Origin of the sequence: Halomonas alkalisoli, from assembly GCF_021412585.1 — a bacterium.
In the GTDB taxonomy this organism is placed as follows: domain Bacteria; phylum Pseudomonadota; class Gammaproteobacteria; order Pseudomonadales; family Halomonadaceae; genus Halomonas; species Halomonas alkalisoli.
This window is the reverse complement of sequence record NZ_JAKCMI010000046.1, coordinates 46,883-59,862: the sequence shown is the minus strand read 5'-3', so window position 1 is coordinate 59,862 and position 12,980 is coordinate 46,883. Positions and strand designations below refer to the sequence as shown.

Here is a 12,980-nt window from a genome sequence, read left to right as displayed (position 1 = left end):
CGTCGCTCAGGCGGCCAGCACCTGGCAATGCGCCTCGACATACTCGGTGAGGGATTCGAGTTGGCGAGGCGTCAGTCGCAGGCCCAGCTTGGTGCGGCGCCACAGGATGTCCTCGGTGCTCGTGGCCCATTCGTGAGCGATCATATAGTCGACCTCGGCCGCCGTCAGCCCGGCGCCGAAGGTTTCGCCGAGATCGGCCTCAGACTCGGCGCCACCCAGGAAGCGCAGGCAGAGGCTGCCGTAGCTACGGGCAAAGCGCCGGGCGCGGTCGGCACCCAGCCAAGGGTAGGTATCGAGCAGTTGCCGCATGAAGTCGGCCTGGTTCACGATGTCACCTCCCGGTAGCGCTGCGGTGGCGGTCCAGGGGTGGCCCATGTCGGGAATACGTGGCGCGAGGATCTCGAGAGCCGCCTCGGCCAGCTTGCGGTAGGTGGTGATCTTGCCGCCGAATACCGACAGCATCGGGACGCCTCGTTCATCGAGGGCCAGCGTATAGTCGCGGGTCATTGCCGAAGGGTCCGACGATTCATCATCGCAAAGAGGGCGTACGCCGGAGAAGGTGCTGATGACGTCGCTTCGGGTCAATTGACGGCGGAAGTTGCCATTGATCACCCCGAGCAGGTAATCCACCTCTTCCTCGGTGATGGTGACTTGGGCAGGGTCGCCCTCGTAACGGCGGTCGGTGGTACCGACCAGGCTGAAGTCATCCTCGTAAGGCAGCACGAAGACGATGCGCCGATCGCTGTTCTGCAGGATGTAGGCGCGATCGTCATCGTTGAGCCTGGGCACGATCAGGTGACTGCCCTGGATCATGCGGATGGCATAGCGCGAGGTGCGGGCGGCCTGTTCGCGGATCACGCTTTCCACCCAGGGGCCCGCGGCATTGACCAGGGTGCGTGCATAGCGCCGCATGCGCTCCCCGGTACGCAGGTCCTCGAGTTCGATGCACCAGTGGCCCTGCTCCTCATGCGCCGCCGTGCAGCGCGTGCGAACGAGAATCTCGGCGCCACCCTCGCGTGCCTGAATGGCGTTGAGGACCACCAGCCGGGCATCGTCCACCCAGCAGTCCGAATATTCGAAACCGCGCATGATCTCAGGCTTCAGCGGCGAATCCGAATCGAAGCGAACGCCGCGGGATCGCGGTAGCTGCTTGCGCTTGCCCAGGTGGTCATACAGGAAGAGGCCGGCGCGGATCATCCAGGCCGGGCGCAGGTGGGAGCGGTGGGGAAGAATGAAGCGCAATGGCCAGATGATGTGCGGCGCCTTCTTGAGCAGCGTTTCCCGCTCCCGCAGCGCTTCCCCCACCAGGCGAAACTCATGATGCTCCAGGTAGCGAAGCCCACCATGAATCAGTTTGCTGCTTGCCGAGGAGGTGGCGCCGGCCAGGTCCCCCTGCTCACAGAGCCCGACAGCAAGGCCGCGGCCGGCGGCATCATTGGCGATGCCCGTGCCATTGATGCCACCGCCAATGATGAACATGTCGAGTAGGTCGCGTGAGGTTTCCGCCATGGAAGCAGGCTCCGTTCTGCTGGCATCCATTGCCAGGCATCATGTCGTGTTTGAAAACGAACATAGATGAATCGAAACCGAACATCAAGGGGAATCAGAGTGTCATGCCTGCGAATCGGGCGGGCCTCGGTGGGCGGCAGGAGAAGCGATGGCAAAGCCGTCAGGCGATGTGCAGGGCCACGTCGTGTGCCTTCATCAAGTGGACGATCGCTTCGGGAGGCTCGCGATCGGTGAACAGGGCGTCGAGCTGGGCAATGTTGCCCTGGCGCACCACCGGGTTGCGATGGAACTTGGAATGGTCGGCGGTGAGATAGACCTGGCGGGAGTTGCGGATGATGGCTTGTGCCACCCGGGCCTCCTGGTAGTCGAACTCGAGCAGCGAGCCGTCCTCGTCGACGCCGCTGATGCCGATGATGCCGTAATCGACCTTGAACTGGTTGATGAAGTCGATGGTGGCTTCGCCGATGATGCCGCCGTCGCGTGAGCGAACCTGTCCGCCGGCGATGATGACGTTGAAATCCTCCTTGTGCTGGAGAATGGCCGCTACATTGAGGTTGTTGGTAATCACCTCGAGCCCCTGATGGTCGAGCAGGGCTTCGGCCACCACTTCGTTGCTGGTGCCGATATTGATGAAGAGGGAGGAGTGGTCGGGTATGTGGCTGGCCACCAGGCTCGCAATGCGGCGCTTGGCCTCGAGGTTGAGGTTCTTGCGGGTGCTGTAGGCGGTATTGACGGTGCTCGATTCCAGGCCGGCGCCGCCGTGGACGCGACGGATCATCCCTTCTTCTGCCAGGGCGTTCAGGTCGCGTCGAATCGTCTGCGGGGTGACGACGAAATGTTCGGTAAGCTGTTCGATACTGGCATAGCCCTGGCGGCGGACCAGGTCGACGATGGCATCCTGGCGTTGCTGTTGGTTCATATCGGCTCCCTTTCGATCCCACGATTGTAAGCTATTCGCTGGGTTGGCGGCAGAGGCGGTCGGGAAGTGCGTCGAAAGTCGTAGAGCAATGCGAACACACTGCAGTAACCTTGGTGATCATAAACGAACATACAATGACAGGACATATCATGGCCGACTACCTGCTTGCCATCGACCAGGGGACCACCAGCTCCCGCGCGATTCTCTTCGAGCGCAGTGGCAACGTGGCGCATGTGGCTCAGCAAGAGTTTCCCCAGCAGTTTCCCCACGATGGCTGGGTCGAGCATGACCCCGAGGCAATCTGGGGCACCGTTCTGGCGACGTGCAGAGAGGTCATCGAGAAGAGCGGTGCGTCACCTTCCCGGATTGCCGGCATCGGCATCACCAACCAGCGTGAAACCACGCTGCTTTGGGATCGGCAAACCGGTGAGCCGCTCTACAACGCCATCGTCTGGCAGGATCGGCGCACGGCAGACGCTTGCCAGAACCTGCGGGATCGGGGCCATGCCGACCTGGTACAGGCGCGAACCGGACTGCTCATCGATCCCTATTTTTCCGCGACCAAGCTGGCCTGGCTGCTGGACAACATCGAGGGGGCCCGCGAGCGCGCCGAGCGGGGAGAGCTGGCCTTCGGCACCGTCGACACTTTCCTGCTCTGGCGGCTCACCGGCGGGCGCGTGCACGCCACCGACGCCACCAATGCCTCCCGGACCATGCTGTTCAATATCCATACCCAGCAGTGGGACGACGACCTGCTGGCGCTGTTCGATATTCCCTCAGCCCTGCTGCCCGAGGTGCGCGACAGCAGCGCGGATTTCGGCCATACCGAGGCGAGCCTGCTGGGGGAGGCGCTGCCTATCGGCGGGGTGGTCGGGGATCAGCAGGCGGCCCTGGTCGGTCAGGCCTGCTTCGAGCCCGGCATGGGCAAGAGCACCTACGGCACCGGGTGCTTCATGATCGTCAATACCGGCGACAAGGCCGCCGTTTCGCGTAATCGGTTGCTGACCACGGTGGCGTATCGTATTGCCGGCAAGCCGACCTATGCCATGGAGGGAAGCATCTTCGTGGCCGGTGCCGCGGTCCAGTGGCTGCGCGACGGCCTGAAGCTGTTCGACAATGCCGCCGAGACGGAGTCGCTGGCCCGCGAGACCCGGGATGGCCACAGCGTCTACCTGGTGCCGGCCTTTACCGGCCTGGGGGCGCCGCACTGGGATCCGAAGGCGCGCGGAGCGATCTTCGGCCTGACCCGGGATACCGGCATCGCCGAGATCGTCGCCGCCGGCCTGCAGGCGGTCTGCTACCAGACCCGTGACCTGCAGGCCTGCATGCGCGACGACATGGAGGCGTCGCCGGGCAAGCTGCGCGTGGATGGCGGCATGGTCAAGAACGGCTGGCTGGTCCAGTTCCTGGCCGACATGCTGGACGTGCAGGTCGACCGGCCGACGGTGCTCGAGACCACGGCACTTGGTGCGGCCTACATGGCCGGCCTGCATCTCGGCTGGTATCGGGATCTGGATGAAATCGCCGCGCTATGGCGTTGCGAAAAGAGCTTTTTGCCGCAAATGCCGGAGGCGGAGCGGGAGCGGCTCTACCAGGGTTGGTTGGCCGCGGTGGAACGCGTGAAAAGCGTGCCCTGAAAGCTTGCAAACTTCAGCGATATCGGTAAGATATGCATCCGTTGCCGAGGCGCTTTGTCGCCCGCGGGATGCAGGACCATAGCTCAGTTGGTTAGAGCGCCACGTTGACATCGTGGAGGTCGGCGGTTCAAATCCGCCTGGTCCTACCAGCATTCCGGCCCGCGCATCACGGTAATGAACTCCTACAGGACCATAGCTCAGTTGGTTAGAGCGCCACGTTGACATCGTGGAGGTCGGCGGTTCAAATCCGCCTGGTCCTACCAGATTCCCGAAACGCCTCGCGGCCCTGCTGCGGGGCGTTTTGCTTTCCTGATTACGCATAAGGCTCAGCAGGCGCCTGGCGGAGGCCGCTGCGTTGGCGGTGTCGCCAGCCTCGGCAACACCGCCGGGAGTCCTTCGGCCTCCAGTCGCGATCTAAAGATGCTCCGACAGCGGTGTGGCAACGTCGGTGGAGAGTTTCGCTGTTGGAGCGCTGGTTCCCATCGCGACTGGCGCCGCCAGGCGCCCGGTGGAGGCTGCCGCGCTGGCAATAGCTGCGACCATTGGCAATACCGCTGGGAGTCCTTCGGCCTCCAGTCGCCGATGCGTCGGACCGGATCGAAGATACTCCTACAAAGTGGTAGCTGCCGTCGCTGTCCCTGGGGTCACTCCAGGTCGCTGCGCGCCATGAACACCGCAACCAAGGCTTCGATGCCCGCCTGGTCGGTGGTGTTGAAGCGGGCGCGTCGAGGGCTGTCCAGATCAAGAACGCCCCATAGGCGGTCCCTGGTCATGATAGGCACGACCAATTCGGAGCGGGAGGCGGCGTCGCAGGCGATGTGGTTGGCAATGGCGTGAACGTCGTCGATGCGCTGGGTCTGTTGCGTGCGGGCGGCAGCACCGCAAACTCCCTTGTCGAAGGGAATGGGGTTGCAGGCCGGCTTCCCCTGGAAGGGGCCGAGGGTCAGCAGCTCGGGCTTGCGCTGCAGGTAGAAACCGGCCCAGTTGAGCTCCGGTACTTCCTGCATGATGAACGCGCAGGTCTGGGCGCTGTTGGTTAGCCAGTCACGGCTGTCGAGGAGGGCTTCTAGCTGGCGGGCGAGGAGGGGGTAGTCGGGCGTCATCTTGGCTCCTGGATACCATGCCTGGAATTGACGGAGCCGGCGCAAGGCCGGCTCCGTGGATACTGGTCAGTTGAATATCCGATAGGAGGCGTGTTTCCGTTACTGCCAACCGGGCACCGCGCCACCGTCGAACAGCTCCAGTGCCTTGGCGGCGACTTCGTCGCTCTGGTAGGCCGATACCAGCTGCTGGATCTCCTCGCGCTCCTCGTCACCGCTGCGCACGGCGATCAGGTTGACGTAGGGCGACTCGGGCCCCTCCCTGAGCAGGGCGTCATCCAGGTGCAGGCCGGCGGGCTGGGCGAAGGTGTTGTTGATGAAGGCCAGGTCCACGTCGGGCAGTACCCGCGGCAACTGGGCGGCTTCGATCTCGCGGAAACGGAAGTCGCTCGGGTTGTCGATCACGTTGACCGGCGTCGCCTCCAGGTTTGCCGGATCGTCAAGTTCGATCAGGCCGGCGTTGTGCATCAGGATCATCGCACGTCCACCGTTGGTGGGGTCGTTGGGCAGGGCGATGATGGCCCGCTCCGGCAGGTCTTCGATATCGGTGTGCTTCTCCGAATAGGCGCCGATGGGATAGACGAAGGTGTAGCCGGCAACCGTCAGGTCATAGCCACGATCATCCACCATGCCCTGCAGGTAGGGCTCGTGCTGGAAGGCATTGGCATCGAGGCTGCCGTCGGCCAGGGCCGAGTTGGGCGATACATAGTCGGTAAACTCGATGATCTCCACCTCGAGGTCGTAGCGCTCGCGGGCTATCTGGACGGCCACTTCCATCACCTCGGATTCGGGACCGGACATGGTGCCGACCTTGATCGAGCGTGTCTCGGTGTCGGCGTCGTCTCCGCCGCAGCCGGCGAGCAGGGTGGCGCCGGCCAGGGTCGCGGCGCCGAGCAGGCGGGTCAGGGTGACTTGCATATAACCTCTCCTTTTAAGGGACTTCTCTTACTTGCGATCGCTCTTGCGTACCAGGTAGTCGCCCAGGCTCTGGAAGCCCTGGACCATCACCACCAGGATCGCCACGGTGATCAGCATGACGGTGGGGTTGAAGCGGTTGTAGCCGTACCGAATGCCCAGGTCGCCCAGGCCGCCGCCGCCCACGGCGCCGGCCATGGCCGAGTAGCTCACCAGGGTCACGACGGTGATCGTCAGGCCGGTGATGATACCGCCGCGGGCCTCGGGCAGTAGCACCTTGGTGATGATCTGCCCCGGCGTGGCGCCCATGGACTGGGCGGCCTCGACCAGGCCCGGCGGTATCTCGTTGAGTGCGCCTTCCACCAGCCTGGCCACGAAGGGTATGGCGGCGATGGTCAGCGGCACGATGGCGGCATTGGTGCCGATGGAGGTGCCGACCACCATGCGGGTGAAGGGGATGATGGCCACCATCAGGATGATGAAAGGGATGGAGCGGCCAATGTTGGTTACCATGCCCAGCGCCTGGTTCAGGGCAGGGCGGGCGAGTATCTGACGCGGCCGCGTGACGTACAGCATCACCCCAAGCGGTACGCCGAGAAGCGCCGCGAGGATGCCGGAGACACCCACCATATAGAGTGTATCCAGGGTGGCCTTGATGATGAGGTCAATCATCGCGCTGGACATGGCCAAGCACCTCCACGTGAAGATCATGGGATTCGAGATAGTCGATGGCCTGGCGCGTCTTTTCGGCCGGCCCCAGCAGCTCGGCGATCATCAGGCCCAGGGTGCGCTCCTGGATCGATTCCACCTTGGCCTGGAGAATGCTGACATCGACCTCGCAGTCCCGTGCCAGTCGAGAGATCAGCGGGGTGGAGACGGCATCGCCGGAGAACGCCAGGCGCACCACCGGGTGGGTATGCTCGCCGGGCTCGGCTTGCAGGCGTTCGACCAGCCCCTTGGGGGGTTCCAGCTGCAGGAAATCGTTGAGGAACTCGCGGCCCAGCTGCGTGCCCGGGGCGGTGAAGAAGTCGCCGACATCGGCTTCCTCCACCAGCTCGCCGCCGGAAATCAGGCTGACCCGGTGGCAGATCGATTTCACGACTTCCATCTCGTGGGTGATCAGCAGGATGGTCAGGCCCAGTTTCTGATTGATATCGCGCAGCAGCTCAAGGATCGAGCCCGTGGTCTGGGGGTCGAGGGCGGAGGTCGCTTCGTCACACAGCAAGACCCGCGGCTCGCTGGCCAGTGCCCTGGCGATGGCGACACGCTGCTTCTGGCCGCCGGAGAGCTGGGCGGGATACTGGCTGATCTTGTCCGTCAGCCCGGTGAGTTCGAGCAGGGGCATCACGCGCTCGCGGATGGCGGTGCGCTTCATGCCCATCAGTTCCAGGGGCAGGGCGACGTTGTCGAATACGTTGCGCGTGGTCAGCAGGTTGAAATGCTGAAAGATCATGCCGATACGGTGGCGAGCCTGGTTCAGGGCCGAGGAGGAGAGGCGGGTCATCTCCTGGCCGTCCACCGTCACGCTGCCACTGGTGGGGCGCTCGAGCAGGTTGACGCAGCGGATCAGGGTCGACTTGCCGGCCCCGGAAAGGCCGATCACGCCGTGAATGCTGCCCTGGGGCACATGGAGGTCGGCGTTCTTCAGGGCCTCGACGACCTTGACGTGGCCTCGAGCGCCGTCCTTGTGGCCGCCCTTGATATGGTAGGTCTTGGAGACGTTGCGTAAAGTGATCATCTGGCTTCCACTGAGCAGGCCGTTTCATTGCGGGGCGAGCAGTGGGTGTCAAAAAAAAAGGCCACCCTGACGGGTGGCCATCAACGCTGGACACACCCTTTTAGCTGCACTTCACGTCGAAGAGCGCTCGTAAGCACTTTCGACATGGGCGCCCGCAATCCGGGTACAAATCGGCGCCTTTAAATGTGACGGCCAATGCTACGACCAAAGACGTAAGCTGTCAATCGAGGCGGTGTTTCTTGTGCGGTGACCTGTAATACGGCAGTAAAATATGCTGGAAGGTGGCGAATTGGTCTGCCTTTTTATGGTGGCAGTCCCGGCGCATGGCCATGGTGCGATGGACGTGGGACCCGCGACTTTCTACACTGCCAGCCCTATCTCAACCTCCCGCTCGGGAGCTGCACGAGGAAACTCCATGTTCACAGGTATCGTTCAGGGAACGGCGGAAATCGTGGCGATCGAGGAGGCGGAGGCCTTCCGCACCCATGTCGTGGCTCTCTCCGATGAGCTGCGCCAAGGGCTGGAGCCCGGTGCCTCCGTCGCACACAACGGTGTCTGCCTGACCGTCACGGCCATTGAGGGCGAGCAGGTCCGGTTCGATCTGATGCGCGAGACACTGAAGGTGACCAACCTGGGGGCACTCGGGGTAGGGGACCGGATCAATATCGAGCGCGCGGCCCGCTTCGGTGACGAGATCGGCGGCCATGCCATGTCCGGCCATGTCATGGCCATGGCCGAGCTGGTGGAACTGGATGAGGCCCCCAACAATCGTCGGCTCTGGTTCGAGGTTCCCCATGCGCTGGGCCGCTTCCTCTTCGCCAAGGGCTATATCGGTGTGGATGGCATCAGCCTGACCATCGGCGAGGTGAGGGCTGCCAACGTCGATCATGGGCCACGGTTCTGCGTCGATCTGATTCCCGAGACGCTGGCACGCACCATTCTGGTGGATCGGGTGCCCGGGGACCGGGTGAATATCGAAATCGACCCCCAGACACAGGCCATCGTGGAAACCGTGGAGCGCGTGCTGGCCGCCCGCGAACCCTGATGGCGCGCTCTATTGACCGTTTCGTCAAGTTTCCGTTGGCGGCCTGGCTGGCACTTGGCTTGGCGTTTGCTTAAAAAGAGAAGAGCGAAGCGAAGAAAAGCGCAGACCGAACCGTGCCGCATTGTCGATGCAAGGATCACCTCGCATCACAGGTCTCCTTTGGGTACCATGTGCCGCTTTTCTCGCTCCCCCTGGACGATAACCAGAACAAGTGCGCAGGAATGCCTCCAATGCTGAAAAAAATGATCGATAACCACTTCAAGCTGACAGAGCACAATACCAGCGTGAAGACCGAGGTCATTGCCGGGATCACCACCTTCCTGACCATGGCCTACATCATCTTCGTCAACCCCAGCATCCTCTCCGAAGCCGGCATGGACTACGGCGCCGTCTTCGTGGCGACCTGCCTGGCGGCGGCCGTTGGCTGTCTCATCATGGGGCTCTGGGCCAACTATCCCATCGCCCAGGCGCCCGGCATGGGGCTCAACGCCTTCTTTACCTATGGCGTGGTGCTGGGCATGGGCTACACCTGGGAAGCGGCACTGGGTGCCGTGTTCTTCTCCGGCTTCTGTTTCTTCCTGCTCAGTATCTTCAAGATCCGCGAGTGGATCATCAATTCCATACCGCTCTCGCTGCGACTGGGTATCGCCGCCGGTATCGGCCTGTTCCTGGCGATGATCGCGCTGAAGAATGCCGGCATCGTGGTCTCCAATCCGGCGACCTACGTGGCACTGGGCGATCTCTCCGAGCCGGCGGCCATCTATGCGCTGCTGGGCTTCTTCGTCATCACCGCCATGGCCTACCTGAAGGTCACCGGCGCCGTGATGATCGGTATCCTGGGCATTACCGTGCTGGCGATCGTGCTGGGGCATAACGAGTACGGCGGGATGATGTCCATGCCGCCCTCCATTGCACCGACCTTCATGGCCATGGACCTGATGGGCGCGCTGGATATCGCCATGCTCAGCGTGATCTTTGCCTTCCTGTTCGTCGACCTGTTCGATACCTCTGGCACCCTGGTGGGCGTGGCGCACCGTGGTGGCCTGCTGGACAAGGACGGCAAGCTGCCCCGGCTCGGGCGCGCCATGATGGCCGACAGCGGGGCCTCCATGGCCGGTGCCGCACTGGGCACCTCGACCACCACCAGCTACATTGAATCCACGGCAGGCATCGCTTCCGGCGGACGCACCGGGCTCACCGCCGTGGTCGTGGCGGTGCTGTTCCTGATCAGCCTGTTCTTCGCACCGCTGGCGGGCTCCATTCCGGCCTACGCCACGGCCGGGGCGCTGCTCTACGTGGCCGTACTGATGGCCGGCAGCCTGGCCCACGCCAACTGGGACGACCCCACCGATGCCGCACCGGTGCTGATCGCGGCCCTGGCCATGCCGCTGACCTTCTCGATCGCCGAAGGGATTGCGCTGGGCTTCATCAGCTATGCCGCGATCAAGGCGCTGTCGGGGCGGTTCCGGGACCTCAATCCGGCCGTGATCGTGCTGGCCATCCTGTTCGTACTGAAATTCCTGTTTCTTGACTGATCACCCTCCTCACCGAGAGCTGCAATGAGTATCTACGGCGACTATATCAAGTCCGTGATCCGAACCGTCCCCGACTGGCCTCAGCCGGGGATCAACTTCCGCGACATCACGCCGCTGCTGCAGAACAGCTCGGCCTTTCGCAAGCTGATCGACAGCTTCGTGCATCGCTACCAGGACATGGAACTCGATGCCATCGCCGCCATCGACGCCCGAGGCTTCATCATCGGTGCGCCGGTGGCCTACGAGCTCGGTTGCAGCTTCGTGCCGGTACGCAAGAAGGGCAAGCTGCCTTTCAAGACCATCAGCGAGACCTATACGCTGGAATACGGCAAGAGCGAGGTGGAGCTGCACTCCGATGCGTTCCGTCACGGGGATCGGATCCTGCTCATGGACGACCTGATCGCCACCGGCGGCACCATGCTGGCAGCCGCCAAGCTGATCACCCGTTCCGGCGGGCATGTGGTCGAGACCGCCACCATCATCGACCTGCCCGAGATCGGTGGGTCGAGCAGAATCCGCGAAGCCGGCTTCGGCGTCTTCGCGGTCTGCTCCTTCAATGAAGACGAGTGAGGAAGATATGAGCAACCGGTATCACCAGCACTTCACCGTCTCCTGGGATCAGCTCCATCGCGACGTGCGCGAGCTCTGCCATCGACTGGTCGAGCGTGACTTCAAGGGTATCGTCGCCATTACCCGCGGCGGGCTCATCCCGGCGGCGCTGATCGCCCGCGAGCTCAACGTCAGGCTGATCGATACCGTCTGCATCAGCAGCTACGACCACATGAACCAGGGTGGCCTCGATGTGCTGAAGGGGGTCGACCACGATGGGGATGGCTGGCTGCTGGTCGACGACCTGGTCGATACCGGCAAGACGGCGCGCAAGGTGCGCGAGATGCTGCCCAAGGCGCATTTCGTCACGGTCTACGCCAAGCCGGAAGGGCGTCCGCTGGTGGATCAATATCTCACCGAGGTGGCTCAGGACTGCTGGATCCAGTTTCCCTGGGACATGGGCATCGCCTATGTGGAACCCCTCGTTGACCAGGTCAAGCGCTGAGTCATGGGTTGCCCGCTACCCGACAGCTGGTGCCGGTGGCTCGGTGATGAGTTCCAGGCGAGCTACATGCAGTCGCTGCGTGATTTCCTGGCCGCCGAGAAGGCGGCCAGGAAGGTCATCTACCCGCACTCGTCGAACTGGTTTCGCGCCTTCGAGCTGACTCCCCTGGACCGGGTCAAGGTGGTGATCCTGGGGCAGGATCCCTATCACGGCCCCGACCAGGCGCACGGGCTCTGCTTCTCGGTTCGTCCCGGCGTGCCGGTGCCGCCTTCGTTGAAGAACATCTACAAGGAGCTGGCCGACGATGTGGGTTTCCGGCCGGTTGCCCATGGCACGCTCGAGTCCTGGGCCAGGCAGGGCGTGCTCCTGCTCAATACCTCGCTGACGGTGGAGCAGGGCAGTGCCGGCTCTCACCGCGGCCGCGGCTGGGAAATCTTTACCGACCGCGCCATCGCTACGGTCAGCGCCCATGCCGAGCCGAGCGTCTTCCTGCTGTGGGGGAGTCACGCTCGCCAGAAGAAGGCGCTGGTCGATACCGGGCGTCACCTGGTGCTGGAGTCGCCGCATCCTTCGCCGCTTTCGGCCCATCGGGGATTCTTCGGCAACCACCACTTTTCCCGGGCCAACGCCTTCCTCGATCAGAACGGGCGTGAACCGATTCACTGGCAGCTACCCGACTCACCCGAATCCGCGCCTTAACCTCAACGGCGGATGAAGGTAGAATGCCTCCGCCCGCCCACCCGTCGCCTGAGAGGTCTGCCCATGAGCGTTCATGCCATCCATCATCCGCTGGTCCAGCACAAGCTGGGACTGATGCGCGAAGCGGGCATCAGCACCAAGAGCTTTCGCGAGCTTGCCGGTGAGCTGGCCAAGCTGCTCACCTACGAGGCGACCCAGGATCTCGAGCTCGAGACCCAGGAGATCGACGGCTGGAGCGGCAAGCCCATTCCGGTGAAGCTGCTCAAGGGCAAGAAGGTCACCATCGTGCCGATCCTGCGTGCCGGGCTCGGCATGCTCGACGGCGTGACCGACCTGATACCCAGCGCACGCATCAGCGTGGTCGGACTCTACCGCGACGAGGAGACCCTCGAGCCGGTTCCCTACTTCGCCAAGTTCGCCGGCGACCTCGACGAGCGCATGGCACTGGTCATCGACCCGATGCTGGCCACCGGCGGCACCATGGTGGCGACCCTCGACATGCTGCGGGATCGTGGCTGCAAGCACATGAAGGTCATCGTGCTGGTGGCGGCGCCCGAGGGCATCAAGCGCGTGCAGGACGCCTATCCGGACATCGAGATCTACACCGCGGGCATCGACGATCACCTCGACGAGAACGGCTATATCGTCCCCGGGCTTGGTGATGCGGGGGACAAGATCTTCGGCACCCGCTAGGGAAACGCTGTACAAATGCCTGCGCGGACAAATCGCTGCGTTGCGCGGTGCTCGGAATCCTCACCTATACCACATAGGCTCCGGTTCCTGCGCTCCGTGCGCCTTGCGCTTCATTCCGCTCGCCGATTTGTTCAGC

At 63.3% G+C, this 12,980-nt stretch carries 13 protein-coding genes and 2 tRNA genes; 9 read left to right on the top strand and 6 right to left on the bottom strand.

The window, feature by feature from the left end:
- Positions 1-6 precede the first annotated feature (6 nt).
- Positions 7-1,509, bottom strand: a complete 1,503-nt coding sequence (gene glpD, locus LY622_RS21840) for a glycerol-3-phosphate dehydrogenase (RefSeq protein ID WP_234292822.1) — start codon at positions 1,507-1,509, stop codon at positions 7-9.
- Positions 1,510-1,669: 160 nt separating this feature from the next.
- A complete protein-coding gene (locus LY622_RS21835; RefSeq protein ID WP_234279735.1) occupies positions 1,670-2,428 on the bottom strand; it encodes a DeoR/GlpR family transcriptional regulator in 759 nt (252 codons plus the stop codon).
- A 149-nt stretch (positions 2,429-2,577) separates the two neighbouring features.
- Between LY622_RS21835 and glpK the strand changes: the two genes are divergently transcribed.
- From glpK to LY622_RS21820, 3 genes are all read left to right on the top strand, one after another.
- On the top strand, positions 2,578-4,065 hold the full coding sequence (gene glpK / locus LY622_RS21830; protein ID WP_234292878.1) for a glycerol kinase GlpK: 1,488 nt from the start codon (positions 2,578-2,580) through the stop codon (positions 4,063-4,065).
- Between the two features lie 72 nt (positions 4,066-4,137).
- Positions 4,138-4,214, top strand: a tRNA-Val gene (locus LY622_RS21825).
- A gap of 37 nt (positions 4,215-4,251) precedes the next feature.
- A tRNA-Val gene (locus tag LY622_RS21820) sits at positions 4,252-4,328 on the top strand.
- A 381-nt stretch (positions 4,329-4,709) separates the two neighbouring features.
- Here the strand turns inward: LY622_RS21820 and LY622_RS21815 are convergent.
- From LY622_RS21815 to LY622_RS21800, 4 genes are all read right to left on the bottom strand, one after another.
- Entirely contained in the window at positions 4,710-5,168 is a 459-nt protein-coding gene (locus LY622_RS21815) for a free L-methionine (R)-S-oxide reductase MsrC (protein WP_234292821.1), read from the bottom strand.
- A 99-nt stretch (positions 5,169-5,267) separates the two neighbouring features.
- The gene (locus LY622_RS21810; RefSeq protein ID WP_234292820.1) at positions 5,268-6,083 is read right to left on the bottom strand and encodes a MetQ/NlpA family ABC transporter substrate-binding protein; all 816 of its coding nucleotides are present in this window, start codon (positions 6,081-6,083) and stop codon (positions 5,268-5,270) included.
- A 27-nt stretch (positions 6,084-6,110) separates the two neighbouring features.
- A complete protein-coding gene (locus tag LY622_RS21805; protein WP_114575290.1) occupies positions 6,111-6,764 on the bottom strand; it encodes a methionine ABC transporter permease in 654 nt (217 codons plus the stop codon).
- Positions 6,745-7,818, bottom strand: a complete 1,074-nt coding sequence (locus LY622_RS21800; RefSeq protein ID WP_234292819.1) for a methionine ABC transporter ATP-binding protein — start codon at positions 7,816-7,818, stop codon at positions 6,745-6,747. Before LY622_RS21800 ends, LY622_RS21805 begins: the two co-directional genes overlap by 20 nt.
- Positions 7,819-8,233: 415 nt before the next feature.
- On the opposite strand from LY622_RS21800, the gene LY622_RS21795 reads away from it, so the two are divergent.
- The 6 genes from LY622_RS21795 to upp all read left to right on the top strand — a co-directional run bounded on the left by LY622_RS21795 (position 8,234) and on the right by upp (position 12,844).
- Positions 8,234-8,863, top strand: a complete 630-nt coding sequence (locus LY622_RS21795) for a riboflavin synthase subunit alpha (RefSeq protein WP_234292818.1) — start codon at positions 8,234-8,236, stop codon at positions 8,861-8,863.
- Between the two features lie 230 nt (positions 8,864-9,093).
- Positions 9,094-10,398, top strand: coding sequence for an NCS2 family permease (locus tag LY622_RS21790; protein ID WP_234292817.1), 1,305 nt, complete (start codon positions 9,094-9,096; stop codon positions 10,396-10,398).
- A 24-nt stretch (positions 10,399-10,422) separates the two neighbouring features.
- On the top strand, positions 10,423-10,968 hold the full coding sequence (locus LY622_RS21785) for an adenine phosphoribosyltransferase (RefSeq protein ID WP_234280927.1): 546 nt from the start codon (positions 10,423-10,425) through the stop codon (positions 10,966-10,968).
- Between the two features lie 7 nt (positions 10,969-10,975).
- Positions 10,976-11,452, top strand: coding sequence for a xanthine phosphoribosyltransferase (gene gpt, locus LY622_RS21780; protein WP_234292816.1), 477 nt, complete (start codon positions 10,976-10,978; stop codon positions 11,450-11,452).
- Between the two features lie 3 nt (positions 11,453-11,455).
- A complete protein-coding gene (gene ung, locus LY622_RS21775) occupies positions 11,456-12,151 on the top strand; it encodes a uracil-DNA glycosylase (protein ID WP_234292815.1) in 696 nt (231 codons plus the stop codon).
- A gap of 63 nt (positions 12,152-12,214) precedes the next feature.
- A complete protein-coding gene (gene upp / locus LY622_RS21770; protein WP_234292814.1) occupies positions 12,215-12,844 on the top strand; it encodes a uracil phosphoribosyltransferase in 630 nt (209 codons plus the stop codon).
- Positions 12,845-12,980: the final 136 nt, after the last annotated feature.